This window comes from Metabacillus litoralis (genome assembly GCF_007994985.1).
In the GTDB taxonomy this organism is placed as follows: Bacteria; Bacillota; Bacilli; order Bacillales; family Bacillaceae; genus Metabacillus; species Metabacillus litoralis.
This window is the reverse complement of record NZ_VOQF01000005.1, coordinates 498,527-523,931: the sequence shown is the minus strand read 5'-3', so window position 1 is coordinate 523,931 and position 25,405 is coordinate 498,527. Positions and strand designations below refer to the sequence as shown.

Here is a 25,405-nt window from a genome sequence, read left to right as displayed (position 1 = left end):
AAATTGCCGAGAAATGTAGATAAATTTTACCCACAAAGAGCAGGATATTGAAGCACCTTTCTAAAAAACTATAGGTAGAGATTCGAAACGAAAGAAAGGGTGTTTTACTATGAGAGATGATTTAACATTACAGCAAATTGCAGAAGGTATACCTAAATCAGTATTAAATGCATCTGATAAAGATTTAGAAGGATTTCAACAAATAATTGAAGAAACAATAAAGTTAAGAGAAGGTCATCGGAATTTACAAAAATTAGTAAAGGGGTTTTCATCAAGTACCATTCAACGTTCTTAAATTAAGTAAAGACGTCCTTGTAAACCTATGAACAGGACATTACAAGGACTTTTTTCGTCTTGAATTTTTAAAGGCAAAAGGAAGATATAATAGCAGAAACGTTGCTATTGCCACAAATTCTAATGGAATTATATACCATGGCCATGGGCCAAAAAAATCGATCATTGTAGGATTAAGAGGTTTTCGTGAAATATACATATAATTTCCACCAACCCAAAGATTAATGATAAAAATAAGAGTTGCATAAGCGTTTAACCATAGCAAGGCCTTCCAAATTGATTTAAATGTTGGAAGAAATCCATTTACAAAAACCATAAAGAGATTCGCAATAATTGTGAGTCCATGGGCGATAAAAAAGTGAACATAGCGGTAATGGGGAAATGTGTAGTGACTGATATCTGGTGTGATCATCGCTTGTAATGCACTACCAACTCCAGCGAAATATGTGAATTCAAATAAGGAATACCGTTTTGTTAGCAACATAATTGCTGATAGCAAAAGTGTAATACTGCTCAAATGTAATGGAAGGGAATGTCTATACGTCCAAGAATCATACCAATACAACCATATATGAAGGCTAATCTCCGAGATTATCATGATAATAAATATTAAAAGTCGAACAGTAAAGTTATACCGTTTTTTTCTGAGTGTTTTTCGATATAAAAATATACAAGCTCCTAAGATTATAAATACAGATAAAGTAAGCAAATGCTCAAGAGAAAATAAAGTGAACTCATTATTACCTTGTGGCAAAAAAAGCTCTTCCATAAGTACCCCCCATAATTCCTGCATACTCTTATCGTTTATTTAGAATAATTATATTAATAGAAAAGAGAAATTGTAAAACAATATTCTTTTTCATTGTCCCTTATAGTAACCTATTCAAGATCATTCTTCCCTAATCCTACCTTTTCATGATAAATAAAAGCTATTTTCGTAAACTTTGTTGTTTTTAGAATCATGGAGGAAACAACTCTGTATAAAATCTAGTGGCATCTTTTCTTCTACAAATTGCACCCTTTTATACGTAACACACTGGTTACAACAGATAATGACGTCTAAAAGCAACAATTTTCAGAAAAGAGCCTAAATAAAAGCCAGTCTCAAAACACAAGACTGGCTTTTTCATATAATTATTATCCGTTAACCTCTGTACCTAAGCTTGAAGCATTCAATCCTACACTTTCAAATGCTTTACCAATTTGATCTTCTGCTTTTGTAAATGTTTCATTAGCAGCTTCTAGTGAAGGTGTGTCTTTTTTTAGTTCATCAGCTTTTGCTTGATAAGAATTTGTTAGATCCTTTAAAGCTGCTTCAAGATCAGCTTTTTGATCTTTAAGTTGTTCCGGAATTTCTACCTTTTCTAATTCAGCAACTACAGCTGTAGCTGATGCCTCAGCACTTGTTTTCATTTCTGCTGTTGGCTCTTCTTCTGAAGCTTCATAAGTATTTAGATCCCCATCTTGTGAATTAATTGCTTTTGACACACTCATATAAAATTGCATCATTGCACTCTTAGCATTCTTTGCAGCATCCTCTGTTTCGGCTTCAGCTTCTTCATTTGTTGAATCCTTTTCATCCTTTGCACCATTACTTTCTTCTGAGCAAGCTGTTAGAGCAATAGATAATACCAAAGTGGAAATTAAAAACCAAATCTTTTTCATGTAATAATCCTCCGTTTTTTTGTTATGTATGTATGAAGACATTCGTTATTTACAAACAAAACCATTTATAGTAAATAATAGAAATGTCGGTTCATCTATAGTATTATAGATTTTACTTTAAGGAATTTCAACTATTATTTTAGAAAAATTTAATAGGTTCATAGCATATAAGCTCTTTAACAATATTACAGCAATTTAGCATCATTTTATCTTATAATATTATTTATATTTCATCTTGGGAAGCCAATTAAATAGATGGATTTTTCAGATTATTATGATAGTTAGCTTAATAAATTTGTTCTACATGTATTAGTCGATTGCCGATCACAAAAGGTTTCAAGTTTTCTTTAAAAATTTTTCAAGAAAAATATTATCATTTCATTTATCACATAAATTAATGAGGAATAGGAGTGACTAATAATGAAAATTGTTATTGCCCCTGACTCTTTCAAAGAAAGTTTAACTGCTTTAGAAGTGGCTAGCTTAATTGAGAAGGGTTTTAAAGAAGTTCTTCCTGATGCGGAATACATTAAAATACCAATGGCTGACGGTGGTGAAGGAACTGTTCAATCAATTGTAGATGCATTAAACGGTAATATCATTGAGTGCCAAGTTACTGATCCGTTAGGTAATAAAGTACCAGCTTTTTTTGGTTTATCTGGTGATGGTCAAACAGCCGTTGTTGAAATGGCTGCCGCATCTGGTCTGCACCATGTTCCCCCTGAACGAAGAAACCCACTTTTAACAACCAGCTATGGAACAGGTGAGCTTATCTCTGCTGCCTTAGATTGTGGAGCAAAACACATTATTCTTGGAATTGGTGGAAGTGCCACAAACGATGGAGGTGCTGGTATGATTCAAGCATTAGGGGGAAAACTACTAAATTCTAAAGGCCAGCAAATCGAGTTTGGTGGAGCTAGTTTACTTGATTTATCAACAATAGATTTAACAATGATCGACGAAAGGATACACAAAACTAAAATAGAAGTTGCTTGTGATGTAGATAATCCTCTGACTGGACCTTCAGGTGCTTCAGCAATCTTTGGTCCTCAAAAAGGAGCAACAGCTGAAACGATAAAGATTCTCGATAAAAACTTAGAACATTTTGCAGATCTTATTGAAACAACACTAAAATTAAAGTTAAGAAATACACCTGGTGCCGGTGCTGCTGGAGGCCTTGGATTTGGAGTATTGGCAGCTTTTTCATCAGCGAAATTAAAAAGTGGTGTTGATATTGTATTAGAGAAGGTTGATTTTGATAAACATGTAAAGAATGCAACATTTGTTATAACAGGCGAAGGGAAAATTGATTCTCAAACAATACACGGCAAAACGCCGATTGGGGTGGCAAGAGCTGCTAAGAAATACAATATTCCTGTTATTGCTATTGCAGGGGCATTATCAAATGAAAGTGAAGTAGTGAAGGATTATGGAATTGATGCCTTATTTAGTATTGTTCCAGGTGCCGTGACAATAGCTCAGGCTTTAGATCAAGCAGAAATATATACAACAATCACAGCAAGAAATATTGCTTCCATCATAAAGTTGGATCTTCTTAAGTAAGATTTTATAGACACGTAATAAAAAAGGATCAAATCCACTATTAAGCTGGATTTGATCCTTTAACTATATATTTTTAGTTAGATGAACCAGTTTTTAAGAGAACCGCTTCTTCTTTTTTTGCAGCTGCTTTAGACTTCACATATCGAGCTCCTAAAATAACTCCGGCAACAACTAGTACTTCAAAACCGTACTTTACAAAGCTGTTTGCAAAGAATCCACTTAAGAAATGTTCTCCAACAATCATCTTAGATGCTGTCCATGCAAGTACAGCCGATCCAATTGTAACAATGATAGGGTAACGATCAATCCACTTAAGAATAAGCGTACTTCCCCACATTACAACTGGTACCGAAATTAATAATCCGATAACAACCAAAGTCATATTACCATGTGATGCACCTGCTACTGCTAGTACATTATCTAGACCCATTAAAGCATCTGCTATAATAACAGTTCGAATTGCTGCCCAAAAGTTATCTCCCGCTTTAACATCACCATGATCTGAATCATCAACAAGTAGCTTATAAGCGATAACAACTAATAAAAGACCACCTACTAAATGTAAACCTGGTATTTCCAACAGCCATACAACTGCTAATGTTGCAATAATACGTATAACGATTGCTCCGATTGATCCCCATAAGATTACTTTCTTTTGTTGATGCTTTGGCAAGTTTCTTGCAGCTAGTCCAATTAAGATCGCATTATCTCCTGCTAAAACTAAATCAATTACGACAATTGCCAAAAGCGCACTCAGAAATTCCATTTCCAAAATATATGCCCCCTATAACCTATATCAAATTTTCAAAAATCCCACAAAAGAGACCTTTGCCATATAGGCAAAGGTCTCGCTGAGCACAAAATATGCCAACAAAGCCGATGAACTACTGTTCATGTGATGACGACGTTGTTTCAGGTAATTACCTGACGCTACTCCCCTTTACGTTGGAAGATACTTTAGGATTGTTTATGATGTTTTTTATTATACTGCAACTGCCTAGTATATGTCTATTATATCTAGTTAGTATATTTTCTTAGATTAAAAGTTTTGGAAGGTCTTTTTAGGATCTTTGAATTTTTAGATGTACCGAGTTCGTTTCATTGCCAGACACAGAATTCGCCTGCCCCATCGCACCCTTCCTAGCACCCATCGAAATCAATTATCGACTGCTACATTCCACTATGGAGCGAAAAAACGAAATGATTAATAATTAGCCCACACCTTAGAAACTACAACATTATACAAAACACCCTAAACAAATGAATTTTCAAAAAAGAAGTCTATTTAATCAGATTTAGTATTAAAATGAATATATAGGTATTTTTTCATCGAATCTATGTTTTATGATTTATCGTCACCCTTTTTAGCATAAAATAGAGAAATATGGTAAAATATCACTGAAATTATACTAAGTCAATCCACCAAAAGAAGGCCTAATTTATGAAGAAAAAGTTAACAATTCTCCAAAAGGGTAATGGAGTATCCCCATATATATGGGCATTTTTAAGCATTTTACCTTTTTATTTTATTTTTCAGTCCTCTTCTACGGCAGAAATTATTGTCGGAATTTTATTAACTATTGTATTTTTCATCACTTTTCGATATGCCTTTATTGCTAAGAAGTGGAGAGTTTATTTATTAGCATTCATTTTAATTAGCATTTCCTTTACATCAACATATCTTTTTAATTATTTTTACTTTTCCTTTTATATTGCTTATTTTATTGGAAATATAAAGGAACGCATACCTTTTATGACGATTTATATTGTGCATTTAGTTATTACGGCAATCGCCATCAATTTTAGTATTGTTTTACACGAGGATTTATTATTAAAACAATTACCTTTTGTTATTATAAGCTCCCTTAGTGTTGTCTTGCTACCGTTTAGTGTTCATAGTCGCAAAGAACGTGATCAACTTCAGGAAAAGCTTGAGGACGCTAATAAAAGAATATCAGAATTAGTCATAATAGAAGAAAGACAGCGAATAGCAAGAGATCTTCATGATACGTTAGGTCAAAAGCTATCAATGATTGGTTTAAAAAGTGATTTGGCTAGAAAACTCATTCACAAAGATCCAGAGCAAGCAAAAACTGAAATGAAGGATGTGCAGCAAACTGCGAGAACTGCACTGAATGAAGTACGTAAGATTGTGTCTCAGATGCGAGGAATACGATTAAAAGATGAATTAATTCATGTAAAACAAATTCTAAATGCTGCCGAAATCAAATTAGTCATGAATGAACAAATATCATTAACAAATGTACCATTACTAAATGAAAATATTTTAAGTATGTGTTTAAAAGAAGCAGTTACAAATGTTGTCCGTCATAGTAAAGCATCAACTTGTTTTATTTCATTAGAACAAACTGAAAATGAAGTGAAAATGATCGTAAAGGATGACGGAGTTGGTTGTGAAGCTGTTGATTTCTCAAAAGGTAACGGACTTGCTGGAATGAGGGAACGTCTAGAATTTGTTAATGGAAATTCTGAAATTATTACGGAAGATGGTACAAAGCTAGTCATAAAAGTACCTAATGTCGTAAAACAGATCGATTAGGAGGGGCTCTTATGATTAGAATTGTTATTGCGGAAGATCAACAAATGCTTTTAGGTGCATTAGGATCATTACTTAATTTAGAAGATGATATGGAAGTAGTCGGAAAAGCTAGTAACGGGAAAGAAGCTCTAGCTCTTGTCACTCAGCATCAGCCTGATATTTGTATAATGGATATTGAAATGCCAGGTATGACTGGTCTAGAAGCAGCTGAGAAGCTCAAGGATATTGAATGTAAAGTTATTATTCTTACAACCTTCTCCAGGTCTGGATATTTCCAAAGAGCCTTAAAAGCAGGTGTAAAAGGCTATCTTCTAAAAGACAGTCCTAGCGACGAGTTAGCCAGCTCTATACGAGATATTATGGCAGGGAGACGTATTTATGCACCTGAATTAATGGATGATGTGTATAGTGAAGAAAACCCATTAACAGATCGGGAAAAGGAAGTACTTGAACTTGTGGCAGATGGCTTAAATACGAAAGAGATCGCTGATCAACTTAGCCTAAAAACTGGAACAGTTCGAAACTATATATCAACGATATTAGAAAAGCTAGATGTAAAGAATAGAATCGAAGCTATTACTCAATCAAAGGAAAAAGGTTGGTTTAAATAGAGCTAATCATGTCAAACGTAAAAATCGCAACGTGTATAAACACGTCGCGATTTTTTTATGACTCACTCTTAGATGTCTGATCACCTTTTAAAAGATTATAATCGGCTATAGGCATGGTAATAATTTTCCCACCGATTTGTACATGAACTGTATCTTGAAATATTGCTTTGACTATACCTTTTAAAGAAATTGTTGAATTAACTGTAATATTATTTTTGATTTTAGCTTCCATGTTATTACACACACCCTTCTACCAATATATTAGGCTTTTTAGTTTTGCTGTGTATATGTGAAACACATAAGAAATAAGCAAGTCACCTAGAGCAAACACTAAACATAGACTGCAAATTTTACCTTATGTTACATGTTTCACTTAATAAAATCAAAGTTCATTAGTGAAAATTATTATATTCAAAATTATAACTCTATAGACCAAAAAAGTCTCATTAAAACACTTTTTAATTCCTATAAAAAAATCTGCAAATTTCTCCAATTTTCACCTTTTAGCTTAAACCTTTAAAATAGGCTTATCTCTATGAAACATTAAGGATTATAATACGTCAAATAAAGTAATACGGAATAATAAAATTGATTTCACTAAAAAATGTTCATATTTCTCTCAATCCGTAGAAACGGCTCCATCATTCTATTTTAGTTTCTGTAGCTAATAGTGTAGTTTAGCAGTTTAAAAATAAAAAGGAGGTCCAGTTATGAAACACAAAAGCTTTATCTATAAACCATTTGCCCTTGCTTTAGGTTTGACATGTTTATTTGGGATAAACCAAGTAGAAGCATCAACACCTTATGAAATCCAACAAGGTGATACTCTATACAATATAGCTCAAAAAAATGATGTAACCGTTGCGCAGTTAAAGCAGCTTAACAATCTAACTTCTTCGTTGATTTATTCCGGTCATACATTATCGATCCCCTCTACAATAACCATCATTCATGGAGATACTTTGTATAGCATTGCGAAAAAATACAACAGTACTGTTTCCCAATTAAAGCATATCAATCAATTATCATCTAATATGATCTATAAAGGGCAAAAGCTTATTATTCCAACAAATGTAACTGTCAAAAAAGGTGATACTCTATATAGTATAGCTAGAAATTATGGGTTATCAGTTTCAGAATTAAAATCACTAAACTATTTATCTTCAAATACCATTAAGGTTGGACAATTGCTTAATGTAGCAGCAAAAACTCGTTCCAATCATCATTATGATGCTTCACACGTAGAATTATCTGTTAAGCTCAGCTCTGACTTTACTTTTGATGCAGAAGAACCTCGGAGATATCTACTTCAATATACGGATCAAGATGCCTATTTTTCTAGAGTAGAAGTGTTAGATTCTCAGACAAAATTACCTGAGATTAAAGAGAATTCAAAAGCATATTTAAAAGGAAATACAATAAAGGAAATACCTATAAACAATGATTCCCTTGAATTTTACCGTAATGCTGCATTCTTTCTTCATGGTTACACAAATAAAACACAAACAGCTATTGTCGTTAAAAAGGTTGATGATGTGCTTATTCGATTTACCATTCATTATTTGAATAAAGAGGAATCAGAAGAAATAACTCCACAAATGATTGACATTCTTCAAACTATTAAAATAAAAAAATAAATACTTTTCAAAATAATGTTGACGTTTAAATAAAAGTATCATATTATTAATTTAAATAACTGAATCGGTCTCCTAAAGGGGAGTAGCTTTTACAACAGAGTCGTCACTACAGAGCTAATTGCTCTCGGCTTTGTTGGCAACGAAAGTTGTTAGCAAGACCTTTACTATTTGGTAAAGGTCTATTTTTTAAAAAAAACCTTTACCTCATTGGTAAAGGTTTTTTCTTTGTTATTCACCTTTAACATTTGGAGAACGATTTAAAAAGGAGAATGATTATGTTTTCTAAAAAGACTGCAATGGTAGATTTAATTAAAAAGAATAAAGAAGAACTTCTTAAAGATAAACAACAACTAGAAAAAATTGAAAAACGTATTGATGAAAAATATAGTATTCAAAACAAATAATAAGGAGGAAATCAATGATGTTACTTAGAAAATACATGTCACTTTTAGGTATAGGTTCTGCGATCATTGACCTCATATTACCTAAAGATAGATATTGTAAAGGTGAACTTATTAGCGGCCATTTTTATATTAAAGGTGGAACAATTGAACAACAGCTTAGAAGAATAGATAGTGATCTTGTTTTAATCGATAAATCTACTAATGTTGAAAAAGTAATAGATAGTACAACAATTTTGTCTACAAAATTAATTAATGCTCAAGAAGCAAATAAAATATCATTCACTTTCAAACTGCCAGAGGATATTCCACCATCATCTGATGATATATCCTACCGATTCAAAACTAGATTAACCTTTAATGAAGGTGTGGAAAGTAGAGATCAAGATATTATTCAAGTCGTTTAATCGGAGAAAATTGAAGGTAAAAAATCTATCAAATATCTCCCTAGATTACATCAAGCTATTGTTCTTCCATACAACTCTATACAATCATACATGACTAGGGGTGATTAGATGTTTAGATATTTTAAGAGAATAAAGTTTATCTTTAAATTTTGGAAGTTCATCCCCTTTTTGAAGGATTTCTTTTTTACGAACGAAGTACAAGGTCATAAGAAACTACTTGGTGTTTTATTCATTATCACGTATGCCTTCTTTCCATTTGATATAATTCCAGACTTTTTAGCTTTGTTTGGAATTGTGGATGATATTGTTATTGCAACGTTTATCTTAGAAAGAATGATTAAGATGGCTCCAGATTCTCTAAAAGAAAAGCATGGACTTTATAAGGAATAATATAGTTTTATCTTAACTTTTTTTGTTCCAGTGTTTAGCAAAGGCTGTTTTCGTAAACTTTGTTGTTTTTAGAATCATGATGGAAACAACTTTTTATAAAGTCTAGTGGCAGCTTTTCTTCTACAAATTGCAACTTTTATGCGATATCACACTGGTTACAACAGATAATGACGTCTATTAGCAACAATCCTTTAGAAAAGAGTCTTAGCAAAAGTCTAGAAAAAAAGAGGTTAAACCTGTGCCAATAATCATGGTACATGGATTAACCTCTTTTTTATGTCATTTAAAAACAACTTCGAAATATTTCATAGTAAATTCCATTTTAATTAACAGCTGTTTCCTGGTTGTTTGCTTTTTTTCTTTTAATGATTATATAAAAAGCTGGCACAAATAATAATGTGAAAATTGTTGAGAAAAAGATACCAGATATAATTGAAATGGCTAGTGGAGTAAATAATACGTCACCACTAAAAGCAATAGGAAGTAAAGCTCCCATGGATGTTACAGCTGTTAAGATAACAGGACGTAATCTTGCCTGACCTGATTCTACTACCGCTTCTACTAAGCTAGCTCCTTCTTGAATTCGTTGCTCCATAAATTCAATGAATACTGTAGCATTTCTTACAACAATACCTGCTAAGGATACAATTCCCATCATTGCCATAAACCCTAAACCAGTTTGTGTAATGAATAGACCTATTAAAGCTCCAGATATCGCTAAGTACACAGAGCTCATAATGAGTAATGGAATTCGTAATGAGTTGAATTGAACAACCATTAAGAGATAAATTAAGAAAATCACAATAATAAATAGTTTTCCGACTTCAACAAAGAAATCAGATCGTGCTGATGATTCACCACCAACAGAAACCGAGATTGAATCAGATGTATAGTTTTCAGCAATCTCTTTAATTTCAGATTCTACTGCAGCTTTTTGTTCATCTTTTGGATACGTTCTTATGGTAATAGTTCGTTCACCGTTTATATGTGGAATTGATTGGATTTCTTCTCCTTCATTCACATTAACAAGATCTGATAAAGGAACAAGTATAGGTGGTCCCTCTTGAATAGCTGCTTTTGAAGGTAACTGGATTTCTTCTAAATTTATACTCGCCCCTTCTGCAACACCATCTAGTTTAATTGTGAAGTCACGGCTGGTTATCCCATTATCATAAGATCCCATTGGAATTCCATCAGTGATTAATCTTATTTGCTGACTAATTTCATTAGTGGTAATTGAATGTTTCTGAAGTTCTTCTCTAATTGGACTATAAGTTATAGTTGGACGTAATCTTCCCACATCATCTAAAACAGCACCACTGCCATCTAGGTTACTTATCTCTCCTTTTATATCGTTTACAGCATTCATTAATTCATCTAATTTTTCTCCTTTAACAGTTACCGCAATCGGTGCTCCAACTGGAGGTCCTGCTTCAATTGTTGACATGGAAATTATTGCTTCAGAATAGATTTCTCTTAATTGATCCTGCCATTTATCAATTGTTTCAGATGCAGTCTGAGATTCTCTGTCCACCCTAAGCACCAATTGACCTATGTTTTCTCCAGGATTTGAGACAACACTTCCAAACAACCCAGGTTCACTTGTACCAGCAAACATTGTCACTTCATATATAGCAGGATCATTTTTTTGTAAATAAGAGCTCATTTCTTCTAAATATTTCTCTGTATTTAATAGTGTTTGCTCTGGTGGTAGTGTTACAGTTATTGTCACTTCTTCACGATCTGCACTAGGGAAAAAGACAACTGGAATAAATGGCACTAACCCATAAACAAGGGTACAAAATAGTAAGACACTCAAACCAATTCTCATGGGAAATTTCACTATTTTTTTCAATACTTTCTGACTATACCAGCTTGCTAATGCTTCTAACGGCTTTCCTAGTAATCCATCTTTTTGTGTAGCTTTTTTGTTTTTTTCAAAGACCTTTTGTCTCCATACTAGAAAGATAGGTACTACAGTTAAGGCAATAATCGTTGAGCCAATTATCGTCGTGATTAAAACAGAAGGTAATGCTCTTATAAACGCTCCACTCGAACCACCTATAAATAGTAATGGCAGAAAAGTGAATACAATAGCTAATGTTGACGTAATTATTGATACTCTAACTTCCTTGGCACCTTGTAAGGCTCCTTGTAATGGACTGTCACCTAAACGATATCTTCTGCGGATATTATCATTAATAACAATAGCATCATCAACAAGAATACCAAGTGCAATGATCATACCGATAATCGATATTTGATTTAAATCCACCCCCATATAAGGAAGAGGAATCAATCCTAATGCAATTGAAGATGGAATGGCAATCGCTACTAATAAGCTTGAGTTGAAGTTTAATCCTAATAAAGTAACTAAAACAACAACTAGGATAGAGATGAAAAATGAAGTTCCTAAATCCTTGAAAATCTTCCCAACAATTGTGTCCTGTGTATAATACATATCTAGGGTAATATCTTGTGGTAAATCCTTACTAAGCTGCTTTACTTTTTTGTCAACTTGATCATGAAGCGAAGGAATATCTACTCCCTTTTCTTGCAAAATCGTCATTGAAATCGCTGGTGAATCATTATAATTAACAAGACTCGGCTTCTCTTTTGGAACCAACGTTAATTCTGCAAGATCACCAATAAAGACTGCTTCATCATTAACTTGTGTAACAAAGATTTTCTCAACTTGCTCAATATTTTCTATATGTTCTAGAGAAAGCTGCTTTTTCTCACTATTTATTTCTTGAGTACCTAGTGGTGTTATTTCAACCTCATTATTAATTGCATTAATAATATCAGGTAAAATAATTCCATACTCTTTCATTTTCTCTTGTTGTAGAGTTAGTAAATATTCATCCTCACTAATCCCCTTAAATGCTACTTTTCGTACACCGGCGATTTTCTCCAGTTCCTGCTTCCAAGTCATCATCATGTCTCTTTGACTTTGTAATAATTCCCGATCATCACTTAACAAATGATATGAAGATAAAGCTCCTGTTTGAATATCTGAATTTACTGTTGAATTCAGTACATTTTCTGGAAAAGATTTACTCGTGTCTGAAACAGCTTGACGTACTTCTTGGAACACTTTATCTCTATCTTCGTTATCTGCTACTTCTAGAACAATATTTGAAATACCCGCTCCAGAAACCGAGGTGATTTTCTCAATGCCTTTTATAGACTCAAGCTCTCCTTCTAAAGGATTTGTAATGGTTCTTTCAACCATTTCAGGAACTGCTCCAGGATAAATCGTTGTCACAGTCCCAACATTAACCGAGATTTCTGGAATTTCCCGCTTAGAAAGCTGCAATGCTGTTAAGCCACCAACAATAACTAATAATACTAAAAATGTTAAGGTGACTTTCGGTCTTTTTATTAACGAATCAAACATAATATGATAACCTCCGTTTTTTAAACATTTTAATCTATTCAATAAACCAGATAATTTTTTAAAAAATTCAATTGTGAAAATAGTCTAATGTTTTAAATAAATACTGGGTAACTGCTCATATAATAGTAAATCACTCATTATATGATGCTTCTAAAAGACAAACTTCGTTTCGGTTTTTTCGAATTTATCAACGATTTTGCGAATTTATCAACGATTTTTCAGATTTATCATCGATTCTGGAAATTTATCATCGATTATTTGGATTTATCATCGATTAGACAATTTAAGACAAAATCTTAAAAACACAAAATGACCAACAGGTACTCAATAAACAAACAAAACCTAATTTTAATAAAACTTAACACTACAAATAATGACCAGTGAGTACTAAACGAGCATGAGGAATTTCCTCAAATACAATCATCCTTTTTTACAACCATGTATAAATAAATCGACAACGAACAATACAGTTTGAAGTAACATTGCATAATCATAATCTTTATTAAAAAAAATATCTCTTTTATAATTTTCAAGTATACCAATAAATGCTTTTGCATGTTCACTCGGATTTTCGATTTGTTCTTCTTCCATAATAGACACAACATATTTGTGATAGTTATCAAGAAAGTTATGTAGACATTGAATCATTTTTGGGTCATTGTTATAAGCTTGAAGGTATTTATTAGGTCTATGTCTGTCATTATAAAAAACAGCTAATTGTCTCTCGGCAATACAGATTAATTTTTCTTTAAAGGTAGTAAATTTATTTACTTCTTTTTCAAGCATCACTAGATATTGGCGAAATCCTTGTTCATGTGTTTCAATATACAGTTCATCCTTAGAGGAGAAATATAAATAGATTGTTCCTTTTGATACTCCGGCTTGTTCAGCAATTTCTAGCATCTTCGTATCATAATACCCTTTTTTACCGAAGATTTGTTTTGCAGCTTTAAGTATTTTAACTTTTTGATCTTCTCCTCTTGTCAATGCAATCCTCCTCTTCTAAGAAATTTATTCTCCGATATTGTAAATATAGAACTGATTTTTTCTAACGTCAAATTTCAATGTGTTTTTTAAGTAATCAAAAAGCCACTGGCTGTATTTAACGTAAGTGGCTTCTTGTCTTTAGTGTAGGCTCTTTTCTGAACGATTGTTGCTATTTGATGCCTTTATCTGTTAGATCCAGTGTATTATCGCATAAAAGGTGCGATTTGTAGAAGAAAAGATGCCACAAGACTTTATACAGAGTCATTTCCATCAGGATTGTAAAAGCAACATAGTTTACGAAAATAGCCTTAGTTTATGTTTTTATCATTAATTGATCACCGCGATGGTATACTATATTCGTTTGCGCAAGATGTACTATATTTCTACCACTATGCTTAGATTTATATAATGCTTTATCTGCATAACTCAATAAGTCTTCTATTACAATATCTTTATTAGCATGTGTAACACCAAAGCTAGCCGTGATAGGGATTTTTTTATTTTCTCGTTCAAATGGTGTATTCTCGATACTTCGTCGAATTGCTTCAGCATATTCACCAGCTTCATGAAGTGTTGTTGAAGGTAAACAAATAACGAATTCCTCACCACCATAACGCCCAAACAAATCACTTGGCTGCAAAAACTTTTGACAAATCGATACAACGTGACAAATGGCTTCATCTCCCATTCGATGACCATATTTATCGTTTATAGCTTTGAAATGATCAATATCAAATATAATTAGTGAGCTAGAAATTCCGTCTTTATGCATTTGCTTTATGATGGTATTACTACGGTCAATAAAAGTTTTGCGATTTAAAATACCCGTTAAACCATCAGTATAGGCAAGTTGCTCTAACTTTTGATAAAGCTGTCTTTGTTCTGTTATATCAGCGATAACAATTGTACTTCCAACAATAAAGCCTGATTTGTTCTTAACTGGTGTTGAACGAATTTGATAATAGGAGTTTAAGCCTGACCACTCTAGTTCAAATTCTTCCTTATGGTTCAGATGATCAATTGATGGAAACAAAAATGTATTCAACTCATTTTCCTGCCATAAAGAATGAATGTTTTCCCCGATCTTTTTATCATTTAATTTGTCACCTATTATTCTCTTTGCTGCATCATTAAAGTCGACAATACGCTGACTAGGATCTAAAACTAATACACCGTCTCTCATGCTATCAAAAATAAGTCCTCTAGCTATTGGGGCTAATTCAAGTATATTAGTAGACATAAATGCCCATATATACAAGAAAGATGTTACGCTCATCACAATCGGTACAGGATCCATGCCGTATGGAGTATATCCTAATAAATAAAGAAATGATGAGATCATTGGTAGATAAAGTCCTAAAAGTAATACAAAAATTTGCTTCCAATACGTTGATTTTGTTTGTTTCCAATAACTTAGTAACAAAACTCCACCTGCTAGTAAACAGCCAAATGTATAGCTACCATGAACGATATACCATGGTCCGATCACAAAATCAATCATCGGTGTTCCATCATTTCTCAAGTAAACAGTTTGGTAGAATTGATGATGAAGATGGTTAGTTAAAACCAGCATTGTTGTAATAATTGGTATAAGAAGTAGGAAAAAGCGATTTCTGCTTGTTAAATACTTATCTTTTCTAATATATTGTAAAACTAGCATTAAACTTAAAGGAGCTATATAAGGCAGTCCAAGATATTGAAAATAAGTCCATAAAACAATCATCTCTAACGATTGACTCGAAAGCTCAAATGCATGTCCAAAAGTGTATATAGAAGAAAAAAACGATATAAAAATAAATGTATGACTGCCTAAAAAGCTTCTGCGCTTTGCATATGCATAAATACCTATGAAAATATTTAATACACCTGCAACAGACATTAAAACAATATAAATAAAGATATCTGAGGGCATTTTTTATCATAACTCCACTGCTTATTTGTTTTTTACGATTTTTATTATTCTTGCTTAAAGTATAAAAGCGAAAGGAACAGACTTCTACTTTGTAATGTATAAAAATCCTATTATCTTTTACCTAGTTAAATATTACCATATAAACCTGTAATATGGAGATATTTTTCTATTTATAATGTGCTTAATAAAACATTAACTTTAAGCCTAACCATTTCAATGGAATATTAAATTTTATGGAAACATTTGCTTCTACTTTCCAATCATAAATATTTACTTCATAAGCGATAAAATCTGAGCCAAAAATAAAAGCCACAAATCTTATGAAAGATTTGTGGCTTTTTCTTATTTATTTTGCAAATGCTTCTGTTAATACAGGAACAATTTGTTTTTTACGAGATACTACACCTTTAAGTACTGCTTCATTGTTATCAAGTGAAACATTGAAAGCTTGTTCAACTTTAGCTGTTTCATTTCCAATTGCTACAGCAACAGAATCATTTGTTAAGATATCAGTAATCACGAATAAAAATAAATCTAATTGTTTATCTTCTACCACTTTAGCAAGTGTTGCTTCAATTTCAGCTTTATGTTTAAGTACATCATTTGTATCAACTGCATTTACTTGAGCAATTTCTACTTTACTAGATCCCATTTGGAATTCTTTTGCATCAAGTGAAATTAATTGTTGTACTGATTTATCACTTAAATCTGCTCCAGCTTTAAGCATATCTAAACCATAAACCTGTGCATCTACACCAGCAATTTCAGCCAATTCTTTTGCTGCATCAATATCTTCTTGAGTACATGTTGGAGATTTGAATAATAGTGAATCAGAAATGATCGCTGATAGCATTAAACCAGCTGTCTCTTTTTCAATTTGCACTCCATTTTCTTTATACATTTTGTTTAAGATAGTTGCTGTACAACCAACTGGTTCAGCTCGATAATATAATGGATCACTTGTTTCAAAATTTGCAATTCGGTGATGATCAATTACTTCAAGTACACGTACTTCAGTAATATCATCAGCACTTTGTTGGCGTTCGTTATGATCCACCAAAATTACACTACTCGCTTCACTTGCTACTTTTTCTACAAGACGTGGCGCATCTTTCTTAAAGTAATCAAGGGCGAACTGAGTCTCACCGCTAACCTCACCTAAACGAATAGGTTCAGCATTCTGACCAATTTTATTTTTTAATTCAGCATAGGCAATCGCAGAACAGATTGTATCTGTATCAGGATTTTTATGACCAAAAACAAGTACTTTTTCCATAACTATCTCCTTTATAAATGAAATATAGTCTATCATATCATAATTTTAATTTATAAATTAAGAAAATACCAAAATTACCAACTTAATAGAAGGAAATAAAAGCAATCATTACACTGGGAATTGTTGAAAATAATTACCTCTAGGCTCTAAAATCACTTTATCTTTCACAATACATCTCAATCTATCCACTATTCCCCTACTCTAAGTTAAACCGATCGTGTAGGATATTACGCCTTTGTAAAATGAATTGTTACCCATTCATTTGTTTGCTGTTTTTCTTTAATTGAAAAACCATCAATTTGGAACATTTCTATCAACTGATCAATATGCCATTCAACAAGACCTGAAATGATAAATTCATTACTGTTATTTAATAATGTATGTTTTTTTAAGATACTCATCGTTTCATTTGCACCAATATTAATAAAGATATAATCGTAATTTGCATCAATTGTATAATCTCCAGTAATTAAATCTGCCTGCACTACCTGTAAATCATTTTCTAACTCATTTAATTTTGCATTATGATAGAGCTCTCTTGCGACATCCTCATAATCTACTGCAACTACCTTGCTGGCACCTTTTAATGAAGCAGCTATTGCTAACATACCAGATCCTGTTCCTAAATCAAGAACTGTTTTTCCAGTAAAATCTTTATCTACGATCATTCGTAAACAGCCTTGAGTTGTCTCGTGAAGACCTGTCCCAAATGCAGCTAAAGGATCGAATTTTAATACATTTTTATTCTCGTAAATTTCGTTAGAAGAAGGATACTGAATAACCCAATTATTTCCTAGGTCAATATCTTGGAAATCGTAGGTTTGCTCCCAGTCTGTTTCTTCATGTGCAATATGTGTAATACTGTCTCTTGATATTGATAATGTTGATTGTAATAAAGGATAATAAGCATCAGGGAGATTTTCAACCTCTAAATCACTAGCATATATTTTTAATTCTACATGCTGATCTTCTCTTTCTTCATACCCATAACCATTTTGAACCTTGATAATCTCGATAGGCGATTCGTAATATAAATTATAAATTCCTGCTGCATTTAGGAGATCAGTAACTTCCTCGATCTCTTTGAATGGTACATCTATTGAAAATTCATGTAACATCGATTCTTCCCTCTCTTTGTGTAAGACTCTTTTTTTGCAAATTACTTGCTAATTACTTAATTATGCTTTAAAAAACACCATTAAATTCATAAAATATGTTTTACTTCAAATATTAATCATCACGTAATAAAGTTTATGTACGTATATGACTTTATGTAAAAAGAGATTTCCTATTGTCCTTTCACAGTTTAATATAAATTGAATTAAGATAGCAAATTGTTTTTAGTTATATTAAACCTACTTGTTGGATTTTACACATTCTTTTGTTCTTGGTATTTCAGTATATTATTTCTTTCTTACCTCGTAAAAAAGGACCCAGTAACTCACTAGGTCCTCGTGATCATCAATTATTTCTCAACCTTCACATAATCTCTCCATTTATGTTGAGGCTGCCAATTTAGTACTTTTTTTGCTTTTTCATTAGAAAATAGTGTTTCATATCCTTGTAGTGATTTACGAATTTCAACAGCAGGATAAACTGTTTCCATCAAACTTTGACTTTCAATGTTCATGCTTGTTTCATCAGCTGCAATGTTTAATGCAATTGAGCCTAAACCATCAGCCTCAACAGCTAACCGATAGGCAACTGCTGCATCCCTTGCATCAATATAACTCCACATAATAACCTTTCGCTGCTCTGGATCATTGATGAATTGAGGGAAGTTATCATACATATGAGGAGCAATGATATTACCTAATCTCATGGAAACAACTTGCATCCCTGTTCGACGATGAATCATGTCAGCTGTTTGCTCGTTCACTATTTTAGATAAGCCGTAGCTGTCCTCTGGTATCTGTGGGTGATCTTCATCAAGTGGAACATAATGAGGCATTAGCTCTTTCAAGGCAAAGACCAAACCATAAGATGACTCACTCGATGATATAACCGCTTTTTGAATTCCAAGAGTTCCTGCTGCTTCTAATATATTATATGTAGATATTACATTATTCTGGAAAGTGACTTCATTAGGATGTGAATAAGCAACAGGAATGGCTGCAAGATGAACAACAGCATCTGCACCAGCTAACACTCCATATACTTCACCTAAGTTTTGTAAATCTGTTATCACTGTTTTACAGATTGGATCCTCTGGATGTTTCATATCTGCATTTAATACTTCATATCCGTTATCAAGAAATTCTTTTATAACGGAATGACCAAGAAGACCACTTCCACCAGTTACTACCACTTTTTTCATGAATTTTCACACCTTATTTTAAGATTTCTTCAATTTGTGTAATGATATCGTTTGTTAAAATAACATCAGAGCCTTTAGCATTTTCTATAATTTGCTCTGGTTTAGTCGCTCCAACTAATGTACTCGCAATATTCGGTAGACGTAGAATCCAAGCAATTGCTAATTGAGATAAGCTAATATCTAACTCTTTTGCTACCCCTCCTAATTTCTCCACTTTTGCAAGAGTTTCATCAGTTAAAAATTGATTCATATACATGTTTGAATTAGGATCTGTCGCACGACTGCCCTCTGGCGCTCGATTGCTTAAACTATATTTCCCAGTTAAGACACCTTGTGCTAAAGGAGAGAATACAATTTGACCAATACCATGCTGCTCACTAACTGGGACAACTTCTTCTTCAATGTAACGATGAAACATATTGTAGTTTGGTTGATTCACGACAATTCGATTCAATAAATATTTATCTGCTGTTCCAACTGCTTCTTGAATTTGTTGTGCTGTCCATTCACTTACACCAGCATATAAAATTTTTCCTTGGCGAATAAGGTCATCAATTGTTCTTAATGTTTCATCTACTGGTGTTTCCGTATCATAACGGTGGCAATAATAGATGTCGACATAATCAGTATTTAAACGTTTTAAGCTACTATGAAGCTGCTCAAATACATGTTTCCTTGAAAGACCACTATCATTTGGACCTTCTCCCATTGGCCAAAAAACCTTCGTTGCTAACACATAAGAATCGCGACTATACTTTGCAAGTGCTTCTCCCACTACTTTTTCTGACTCTCCAGTTGCGTACACATTTGCTGTATCAAATGAGTTGATTCCAATATCATAAGCTGTTTCGATTGTTCTAATAGCTTTTTCTTTTTCTGTAGAAGCTCCGTAAGTAAGCCAGCTTCCTAAGCTCACTTCACTCACTTTTAACCCTGATCTTCCTAAACGTCTATATTTCATCTTTAACATCTCCCATTTATAAAGTTCTGTTAAGAATACCGGATCTTAGGAAACCTGTATCCCCTTTCAGACCTAGCTGTCAAAACTACTTATTTTTAAAGAGTTCTTTAAAAGTATCCATACCATTTATGATATCGTTTACATTTATAAATTATAGATATTTCAATAAGTGTATACAAGTACTGAAATATTATTGATATAATAAAAAATAAATAATCTACTATATTTTTTATAGTAGCTACAAGGAGGATACTATGGAAAAACTGAACGAGGTACATATCGAGTGCTCTATTGAAAAGGCACTAAATATTATAGGTGGAAAATGGTCTTTTCTTGTTATCAAACAACTTTTTGACGGAACAAGAAGATTTGGTGAATTACAAAAAGCGATCCCAAAAATTAGTCCTAAAGCATTAACTGATACACTCCGCCACTTGGAAAGTAATGAAGTTCTAACTCGTGAGTCCTTTGCGACAGTACCTGTAACTGTTGAATATACATTAACAGAAAAAGGACATTCCCTTCATATGATGCTAAAAGAAATGAAAAAATGGGGAGCACAATGGGGGTAAATGCGACCTATAAAAAAAGTGAACTTCAAAAAATGAAGTTCACTTTTTTATATTCCAGTATTCTATTAAAGGACCATGATACCCGAATATAGGATCTTGATTCGGCAATGGTACAGAATTAATATCTTTTCTAAACCTTTCACAATGTACATCCTCTTTCTTTAAGTCTGGTTCCATCCCAGACGGATAGGCTCCTACAACTTTAAAATCACTTGAAGATGACACCTTTTTATGACCTGTTCCTGCAGGTAAGACAAGTACGTCTCCAGAAGAAACATCAATGCTCTCCCCTGTGTCTCCTCCAAGTAAAATGACTGCTTCACCGGCTACCACACCTAGCACCTCATGAGTATTACTATGAAAATGATGATAGCTGTAAACTCCATTTGTCCAACTGTTCAACCAATTATGTTGATGAAATAACTTTTCGATATCCTTACTATTAACTTGTTGATAAATAACAACTGGTAATTCTTCGTTATTTGGAATCTTTTCACCTTTTTTAAGAAACACTGATTTACTTTCTACAGCCATTCTTTTTCCTCCTCTTATCTTTCCAGTTCATTTCGTGAGATTTATCACATCTATTTTTATAAATTCCCTTTACCCTTACATTAAGGAAAGTAAAACGTGGGGGGATCATAGTGAGCAAAAAATTCAAAGGTGAAGACAATAGCGAGCTTAAAGGAACATTGATTAGTGTATTTTCTATCGGATTATTAATCTTGGTTATGTGGTTTAGTGTTTATTTCTTTTATATTACACGTTAATTAAGGGGGGCATTCAGATGCATTTTCATAAGTTTGAAAAAATTTGGTTAGGCTTTGGAATTTTATCTTTACTATTATTTTTAAGCATTATTGGTGTAACTGCTTTTGCATTTAATCACCAGCCTTCTGGAGGCTTAGAAACAATTGATCCTGAGAAAGTACATGAAACTGCACCATTTGATAATCCAGGTACTCATAAAATCAATGATGATACGTATGAGGTGATTATTGTTGCAAAGGCTTTCGGCTATGAGCCTCCTGAAATAAAGGTTCCTGTTGGAAAGAAAATAATCTTTAAGGTTACTAGTACAGATGTTACTCACAGTTTTTCAATTATTAACACAAATGTAAATATGATGGTTGTTCCTGGCCAAATCAATACAAAAGAATATACCTTTGATAAACCTGGTGAGTATCTAGTAATCTGTAACGAATATTGCGGAACAGGTCATCATTTTATGAAGACAACGATTGAGGTGATTGAGTAATGAAACAAATTAGTTTGGCAGACAAAAGATTAGCGTTAACCAATATTATTTTTGCTTACATCGCATTTTTGATTGGTACGTTTTGTGGTTTACTTCAGGTTTTTATACGTAATGATGCACTAACATTACCACCATGGCTTGACTATTATCAAATTCTCACAGCACACGGTGTATTACTTGCACTTATATTCACTACTTATTTTATATTTGGTTTTCTTATTTCTGGTATGAGTTATTCACTTGGTTCATTTGGACCTAAAGTTCATTTATTTTCATGGATCGGTTTTATTGTAACAACAGCTGGGACATTACTCGCCATTGTTGAAATCATTGCAGGTAGAGCTTCTGTTCTTTATACATTTTATGCTCCATTACAAGCAAGCGGCTGGTATTATGTTGGCTTAGCACTTTTTGTAGTAGGTACATGGATATACAGCTTTGCTTTAATCGGTCACTATGTAAAATGGAAAAAGCAAAATAAAGGCCAATTAAGCCCATTATTTGCTTTTATGACAATTGCAACGCTTATCCTGTGGATTATTGCTTGTTTAGGAGTAGTTGCAACTGTATTATTTCAGTTTATTCCTTGGGCATTTGGTTGGGTTGATACAATTAATGTTGAGTTAAGTCGCTCATTGTTCTGGTATTTTGGTCATCCACTCGTTTATTTCTGGCTATTACCGGCTTACATTGCTTGGTATGTGATTGTACCAAAGATCATCGGTGGAAAAGTATTTAGTGATTCATTAGCTCGCTTATCGTTTGTATTGTTTATTTTATTTTCTATTCCTGTAGGATTTCATCATCAATTAACAGAGCCTGGTATATCAAGCTTTTGGAAATTCCTACAAACAGTTTTAACTTTTATGGTAATCATTCCTTCTCTAATGACTGCTTTCTCAATGTTTGGAACATTTGAAAAAACAGGTAGAGATAAAGGGGCAACAGGATTATTTGGATGGTTCTTTAAATTACCTTGGAAGGATATTCGATTTACTTCTTTATTTATTGCTATGTTTTTCTTTATTCCAGGTGGTGCCGGGGGAATTATTAATGCTAGTTTTCAACTAAATGAAGTGATTCATAATACATTATGGGTTGTTGGGCATTTTCATATAACTGTTGGAACTCCTGTAGCGATGACTTTTATGGGCTTAACATTTTGGTTGATTCCTTATTTAACTGGTAGAAAACTAACAAAAGCAATTCAAAAACTTGCGTTTATTCAAGTGATCACTTGGTCGATAGGGATGCTACTTATGAGTACATCACAGCATATTTTAGGCTTACTAGGTGCACCAAGACGAACAGCATATGCAGGTTATATGGATGATCCCAATGCTTTAGTGTGGTTCCAAGGAATTCTTTCCAATCACGTCACTATGGCAATTGGAGGAACAATTCTCTTTCTATCTGCTATGATTTTAATCTATATTGTGTTTTACACATTACTTGCTTCACCTAAAGCTAATTCAATAGAAGAACAAGTAGAATTTCCAATGGCTAAAAGTGATATGTCTGGTACACCTAAATTCTTGGAAAATTGGTGGATTTGGATTGGCATTGCTATTGCTTTAATTGCTATTGCCTACACGATTCCATTGATTCAAATGATTGAACATGCACCTCCTGGTTCTTCTGGATTTAAAACATGGTAGGGAGATGATTGATATGTTTTCAGTAGTTTGTGCTTTACTACTTGTCACAACTGTTTTAACGGCAATGGTTGTTGATTTCACAACGAATGAGGATTAATGTGAAATATAAGCTTACCTTTCGGTGACTATACCCTTCACTACTGGAGGCACCTAGAGCAAGATATCAAAATTCACAAATAACAAAGACTGTTTCAAAGGGTATCTTTCCTCTTTGGACATCAAAGGAATTAACCATAAAAAGGCGCTGTTGATTTTGAATTCAACAGCGCTTTTAATTTAGGCTAGTATACAAAATTTGTTGCTTTATAAGAAGTATTGTGATGGTTGATTTCCGCTACAGGATGCTCGCTTTCCGCGGGGCGGGCGGTGAGCTTCCTCGGCGCTTAGCGCCTGTGGGATCTCACCTGTCCCGCTGCTCCCGCAGGAGTCTCGCACCTTCCGCTCCATTCAACCCTAAATTATTTTGCTTATTAAGTATTGTAACACCTAGAAACTGCTTGTGAAATATTAAAGGAATTTTTAAAAAATCAAAAACGTAGACTTATAAATTTAAAAAAGCGTGAACTCATATTTGAATTCACACTTATGGCAATTGACTGGTTTGCACCCCAAATCGTAACTTTTTATCAAATAAATCAACCTCTTTATTTGTTTTAAAGTCTGCAAACTTGTAATGGACAAGCTTCACAACGACAGATTTGACGAAGACCCGGAAGATCATAAACTGTTATAAAGCCTTTTTGATTATCAATAAGTCCGTCTTTTTTTAATTGATTAAGCATACGTGTGACCGTTTCTCTTGGTGTACCTATTAAACAAGCAATTTCATCATGTGTGAATTTCTTTGAAATTTCCCACACATCACCCTTTTGAACACCATAAGTATTAGTCATTCGAATAATTACTGATGCAAGTGCTCCATTCTTTCCAAAAAACATTAAATCACGAAGCTTTGTTTGTGTAAGCTGTTGCGTGAAGCTAATCCATTTTGTAAATTCTAAAGAAAATTGACGATTTTGCCAAATCAGCATCTCAATATCCTCTTTATCAATGATACCAATCACTGAATCACCCTGTGCTTTGGCATTCTCCATAGCTCCCCGCATTTCGTTTGCATGATACTCCCCAAACAGATCATCAGCTTCATAATAATTTAATGTTAATACTTTTCCATCTTCTGTACTTTTATATAAAGTAATGGTTCCCTCAATTAAATAATAAAGTTTATCAACCTTATCTCCCTCATAATATAAATGATCATCGTTCTTTACAGTAATTCTTTTCATTTTATTTCTTAAAGAGTTCATGCTATCTATTGAAAAAATATTAGTATTTGCTACCTTTTGATTTGTTTTTCGGTTTATAGTTGTTGGCATTTTCATCCACATCCCAAAATCATAAATTTTTATCTTATCTCCATTGTAGAAAATAAATACAAAAATTGTTATCAGGGAATTCCCTTATTTCTTTAGGGAATATCCCCTATTATGTATAAAAGAATGAAATTGTGGCAATTCATCTAAGTCGTTTTACTTA

The 25,405-nt window shown here is 33.1% G+C and carries 25 protein-coding genes; 12 read left to right on the top strand and 13 right to left on the bottom strand.

Features of this window, described 5'->3' with window-relative positions; genetic code table 11:
* Window positions 1-109 precede the first annotated feature (109 nt).
* Entirely contained in the window at window positions 110-295 is a 186-nt protein-coding gene (locus tag FS935_RS10575) for a hypothetical protein (protein ID WP_146948308.1), read from the top strand.
* 39 nt (window positions 296-334) lie between these two features.
* Here the strand turns inward: FS935_RS10575 and FS935_RS10570 are convergent, their stop codons facing one another.
* On the bottom strand, window positions 335-1,063 hold the full coding sequence (locus FS935_RS10570; RefSeq protein WP_158638592.1) for a YwaF family protein: 729 nt from the start codon (window positions 1,061-1,063) through the stop codon (window positions 335-337).
* Between the two features lie 368 nt (window positions 1,064-1,431).
* Window positions 1,432-1,959, bottom strand: coding sequence for a hypothetical protein (locus tag FS935_RS10565; RefSeq protein WP_146948304.1), 528 nt, complete (start codon window positions 1,957-1,959; stop codon window positions 1,432-1,434).
* A gap of 420 nt (window positions 1,960-2,379) precedes the next feature.
* On the opposite strand from FS935_RS10565, the gene FS935_RS10560 reads away from it, so the two are divergent.
* Entirely contained in the window at window positions 2,380-3,522 is a 1,143-nt protein-coding gene (locus tag FS935_RS10560) for a glycerate kinase (RefSeq protein WP_146948302.1), read from the top strand.
* 73 nt (window positions 3,523-3,595) lie between these two features.
* Here FS935_RS10560 and FS935_RS10555 read toward each other — a convergent pair whose 3' ends face one another.
* The gene (locus tag FS935_RS10555) at window positions 3,596-4,288 is read right to left on the bottom strand and encodes a TerC family protein (protein ID WP_146948456.1); all 693 of its coding nucleotides are present in this window, start codon (window positions 4,286-4,288) and stop codon (window positions 3,596-3,598) included.
* Between the two features lie 675 nt (window positions 4,289-4,963).
* Between FS935_RS10555 and FS935_RS10550 the strand changes: the two genes are divergently transcribed.
* Entirely contained in the window at window positions 4,964-6,082 is a 1,119-nt protein-coding gene (locus FS935_RS10550) for a sensor histidine kinase (protein WP_146948301.1), read from the top strand.
* Window positions 6,083-6,093: 11 nt separating this feature from the next.
* Window positions 6,094-6,693, top strand: a complete 600-nt coding sequence (locus FS935_RS10545; RefSeq protein WP_146948299.1) for a response regulator transcription factor — start codon at window positions 6,094-6,096, stop codon at window positions 6,691-6,693.
* Window positions 6,694-6,748: 55 nt separating this feature from the next.
* Here FS935_RS10545 and FS935_RS23640 read toward each other — a convergent pair whose 3' ends face one another.
* Window positions 6,749-6,925 (bottom strand): hypothetical protein, encoded by a 177-nt coding sequence (locus FS935_RS23640; RefSeq protein WP_168714478.1) that lies wholly within the window; start codon window positions 6,923-6,925, stop codon window positions 6,749-6,751.
* A 478-nt stretch (window positions 6,926-7,403) separates the two neighbouring features.
* Here FS935_RS23640 and FS935_RS10540 point away from each other — a divergent pair, with 478 nt between their 5' ends.
* The 4 genes from FS935_RS10540 to FS935_RS10525 all read left to right on the top strand — a co-directional run bounded on the left by FS935_RS10540 (window position 7,404) and on the right by FS935_RS10525 (window position 9,528).
* Window positions 7,404-8,330 (top strand): LysM peptidoglycan-binding domain-containing protein, encoded by a 927-nt coding sequence (locus tag FS935_RS10540; protein WP_146948297.1) that lies wholly within the window; start codon window positions 7,404-7,406, stop codon window positions 8,328-8,330.
* A 275-nt stretch (window positions 8,331-8,605) separates the two neighbouring features.
* Entirely contained in the window at window positions 8,606-8,734 is a 129-nt protein-coding gene (locus FS935_RS10535) for an FbpB family small basic protein (RefSeq protein WP_146948295.1), read from the top strand.
* Window positions 8,735-8,751: 17 nt separating this feature from the next.
* Window positions 8,752-9,138: a sporulation protein gene (locus FS935_RS10530; protein ID WP_146948293.1), complete on the top strand. Its 387-nt coding sequence runs from the start codon at window positions 8,752-8,754 to the stop codon at window positions 9,136-9,138.
* Between the two features lie 108 nt (window positions 9,139-9,246).
* Window positions 9,247-9,528, top strand: a complete 282-nt coding sequence (locus FS935_RS10525) for a YkvA family protein (RefSeq protein WP_146948291.1) — start codon at window positions 9,247-9,249, stop codon at window positions 9,526-9,528.
* 322 nt (window positions 9,529-9,850) lie between these two features.
* Here the strand turns inward: FS935_RS10525 and FS935_RS10520 are convergent, their stop codons facing one another.
* From FS935_RS10520 to FS935_RS10490, 7 genes are all read right to left on the bottom strand, one after another.
* Window positions 9,851-12,928, bottom strand: a complete 3,078-nt coding sequence (locus FS935_RS10520; protein WP_146948288.1) for an efflux RND transporter permease subunit — start codon at window positions 12,926-12,928, stop codon at window positions 9,851-9,853.
* A 420-nt stretch (window positions 12,929-13,348) separates the two neighbouring features.
* Window positions 13,349-13,915: a TetR/AcrR family transcriptional regulator gene (locus FS935_RS10515; protein WP_158638591.1), complete on the bottom strand. Its 567-nt coding sequence runs from the start codon at window positions 13,913-13,915 to the stop codon at window positions 13,349-13,351.
* 313 nt (window positions 13,916-14,228) lie between these two features.
* Window positions 14,229-15,827 carry a histidine kinase N-terminal 7TM domain-containing diguanylate cyclase gene (locus FS935_RS10510; RefSeq protein ID WP_146948284.1) on the bottom strand — a complete coding sequence of 533 codons (1,599 nt, stop codon included), beginning with the start codon at window positions 15,825-15,827 and terminating at the stop codon, window positions 14,229-14,231.
* A gap of 346 nt (window positions 15,828-16,173) precedes the next feature.
* Complete coding sequence (locus FS935_RS10505) at window positions 16,174-17,103, bottom strand: manganese-dependent inorganic pyrophosphatase (RefSeq protein ID WP_146948282.1); 930 nt, start codon at window positions 17,101-17,103, stop codon at window positions 16,174-16,176.
* Window positions 17,104-17,330: 227 nt separating this feature from the next.
* Complete coding sequence (locus FS935_RS10500) at window positions 17,331-18,221, bottom strand: 50S ribosomal protein L11 methyltransferase (protein WP_146948279.1); 891 nt, start codon at window positions 18,219-18,221, stop codon at window positions 17,331-17,333.
* Between the two features lie 347 nt (window positions 18,222-18,568).
* The gene (locus FS935_RS10495; RefSeq protein WP_146948277.1) at window positions 18,569-19,420 is read right to left on the bottom strand and encodes an NAD-dependent epimerase/dehydratase family protein; all 852 of its coding nucleotides are present in this window, start codon (window positions 19,418-19,420) and stop codon (window positions 18,569-18,571) included.
* Between the two features lie 13 nt (window positions 19,421-19,433).
* Window positions 19,434-20,381 carry an aldo/keto reductase family protein gene (locus FS935_RS10490; RefSeq protein ID WP_146948275.1) on the bottom strand — a complete coding sequence of 316 codons (948 nt, stop codon included), beginning with the start codon at window positions 20,379-20,381 and terminating at the stop codon, window positions 19,434-19,436.
* Between the two features lie 254 nt (window positions 20,382-20,635).
* Here FS935_RS10490 and FS935_RS10485 point away from each other — a divergent pair, with 254 nt between their 5' ends.
* On the top strand, window positions 20,636-20,953 hold the full coding sequence (locus tag FS935_RS10485) for a winged helix-turn-helix transcriptional regulator (protein WP_146948273.1): 318 nt from the start codon (window positions 20,636-20,638) through the stop codon (window positions 20,951-20,953).
* Window positions 20,954-20,992: 39 nt separating this feature from the next.
* On the opposite strand, the gene FS935_RS10480 is transcribed toward FS935_RS10485, so the two are convergent.
* On the bottom strand, window positions 20,993-21,487 hold the full coding sequence (locus FS935_RS10480; protein ID WP_146948271.1) for a cupin domain-containing protein: 495 nt from the start codon (window positions 21,485-21,487) through the stop codon (window positions 20,993-20,995).
* A gap of 110 nt (window positions 21,488-21,597) precedes the next feature.
* On the opposite strand from FS935_RS10480, the gene FS935_RS23425 reads away from it, so the two are divergent.
* From FS935_RS23425 to FS935_RS10470, 3 genes are read left to right on the top strand one after another with little or no spacing between them, the layout of a single operon-like run.
* Complete coding sequence (locus tag FS935_RS23425) at window positions 21,598-21,723, top strand: cytochrome C oxidase subunit II (protein WP_158638590.1); 126 nt, start codon at window positions 21,598-21,600, stop codon at window positions 21,721-21,723.
* A 17-nt stretch (window positions 21,724-21,740) separates the two neighbouring features.
* On the top strand, window positions 21,741-22,211 hold the full coding sequence (locus FS935_RS10475) for a cytochrome c oxidase subunit II (protein ID WP_146948269.1): 471 nt from the start codon (window positions 21,741-21,743) through the stop codon (window positions 22,209-22,211).
* Entirely contained in the window at window positions 22,211-23,869 is a 1,659-nt protein-coding gene (locus FS935_RS10470; protein ID WP_146948266.1) for a b(o/a)3-type cytochrome-c oxidase subunit 1, read from the top strand. Before FS935_RS10475 ends, FS935_RS10470 begins: the two co-directional genes overlap by 1 nt.
* Window positions 23,870-24,522: 653 nt before the next feature.
* On the opposite strand, the gene FS935_RS10465 is transcribed toward FS935_RS10470, so the two are convergent.
* Complete coding sequence (locus FS935_RS10465) at window positions 24,523-25,245, bottom strand: Crp/Fnr family transcriptional regulator (protein ID WP_158638589.1); 723 nt, start codon at window positions 25,243-25,245, stop codon at window positions 24,523-24,525.
* Between the last annotated feature and the right edge of the window lie 160 nt (window positions 25,246-25,405).

What these genes read in the sequence shown, in the direction of transcription:
- FS935_RS10575 (WP_146948308.1), top strand. Translation starts at nt 110, where the DNA reads ATGAGAGATGATTTAACATTACAGCAAATTGCAGAAGGTATACCTAAA.
- FS935_RS10570 (WP_158638592.1), bottom strand. Translation starts at nt 1,063, where the DNA reads ATGGAAGAGCTTTTTTTGCCACAAGGTAATAATGAGTTCACTTTATTT.
- FS935_RS10565 (WP_146948304.1), bottom strand. Translation starts at nt 1,959, where the DNA reads ATGAAAAAGATTTGGTTTTTAATTTCCACTTTGGTATTATCTATTGCT.
- FS935_RS10560 (WP_146948302.1), top strand. Translation starts at nt 2,380, where the DNA reads ATGAAAATTGTTATTGCCCCTGACTCTTTCAAAGAAAGTTTAACTGCT.
- FS935_RS10555 (WP_146948456.1), bottom strand. Translation starts at nt 4,288, where the DNA reads ATGGAATTTCTGAGTGCGCTTTTGGCAATTGTCGTAATTGATTTAGTT.
- FS935_RS10550 (WP_146948301.1), top strand. Translation starts at nt 4,964, where the DNA reads ATGAAGAAAAAGTTAACAATTCTCCAAAAGGGTAATGGAGTATCCCCA.
- FS935_RS10545 (WP_146948299.1), top strand. Translation starts at nt 6,094, where the DNA reads ATGATTAGAATTGTTATTGCGGAAGATCAACAAATGCTTTTAGGTGCA.
- FS935_RS23640 (WP_168714478.1), bottom strand. Translation starts at nt 6,925, where the DNA reads ATGGAAGCTAAAATCAAAAATAATATTACAGTTAATTCAACAATTTCT.
- FS935_RS10540 (WP_146948297.1), top strand. Translation starts at nt 7,404, where the DNA reads ATGAAACACAAAAGCTTTATCTATAAACCATTTGCCCTTGCTTTAGGT.
- FS935_RS10535 (WP_146948295.1), top strand. Translation starts at nt 8,606, where the DNA reads ATGTTTTCTAAAAAGACTGCAATGGTAGATTTAATTAAAAAGAATAAA.
- FS935_RS10530 (WP_146948293.1), top strand. Translation starts at nt 8,752, where the DNA reads ATGTTACTTAGAAAATACATGTCACTTTTAGGTATAGGTTCTGCGATC.
- FS935_RS10525 (WP_146948291.1), top strand. Translation starts at nt 9,247, where the DNA reads ATGTTTAGATATTTTAAGAGAATAAAGTTTATCTTTAAATTTTGGAAG.
- FS935_RS10520 (WP_146948288.1), bottom strand. Translation starts at nt 12,928, where the DNA reads ATGTTTGATTCGTTAATAAAAAGACCGAAAGTCACCTTAACATTTTTA.
- FS935_RS10510 (WP_146948284.1), bottom strand. Translation starts at nt 15,827, where the DNA reads ATGCCCTCAGATATCTTTATTTATATTGTTTTAATGTCTGTTGCAGGT.
- FS935_RS10505 (WP_146948282.1), bottom strand. Translation starts at nt 17,103, where the DNA reads ATGGAAAAAGTACTTGTTTTTGGTCATAAAAATCCTGATACAGATACA.
- FS935_RS10500 (WP_146948279.1), bottom strand. Translation starts at nt 18,221, where the DNA reads ATGTTACATGAATTTTCAATAGATGTACCATTCAAAGAGATCGAGGAA.
- FS935_RS10495 (WP_146948277.1), bottom strand. Translation starts at nt 19,420, where the DNA reads ATGAAAAAAGTGGTAGTAACTGGTGGAAGTGGTCTTCTTGGTCATTCC.
- FS935_RS10490 (WP_146948275.1), bottom strand. Translation starts at nt 20,381, where the DNA reads ATGAAATATAGACGTTTAGGAAGATCAGGGTTAAAAGTGAGTGAAGTG.
- FS935_RS10485 (WP_146948273.1), top strand. Translation starts at nt 20,636, where the DNA reads ATGGAAAAACTGAACGAGGTACATATCGAGTGCTCTATTGAAAAGGCA.
- FS935_RS10480 (WP_146948271.1), bottom strand. Translation starts at nt 21,487, where the DNA reads ATGGCTGTAGAAAGTAAATCAGTGTTTCTTAAAAAAGGTGAAAAGATT.
- FS935_RS10475 (WP_146948269.1), top strand. Translation starts at nt 21,741, where the DNA reads ATGCATTTTCATAAGTTTGAAAAAATTTGGTTAGGCTTTGGAATTTTA.
- FS935_RS10470 (WP_146948266.1), top strand. Translation starts at nt 22,211, where the DNA reads ATGAAACAAATTAGTTTGGCAGACAAAAGATTAGCGTTAACCAATATT.
- FS935_RS10465 (WP_158638589.1), bottom strand. Translation starts at nt 25,245, where the DNA reads ATGCCAACAACTATAAACCGAAAAACAAATCAAAAGGTAGCAAATACT.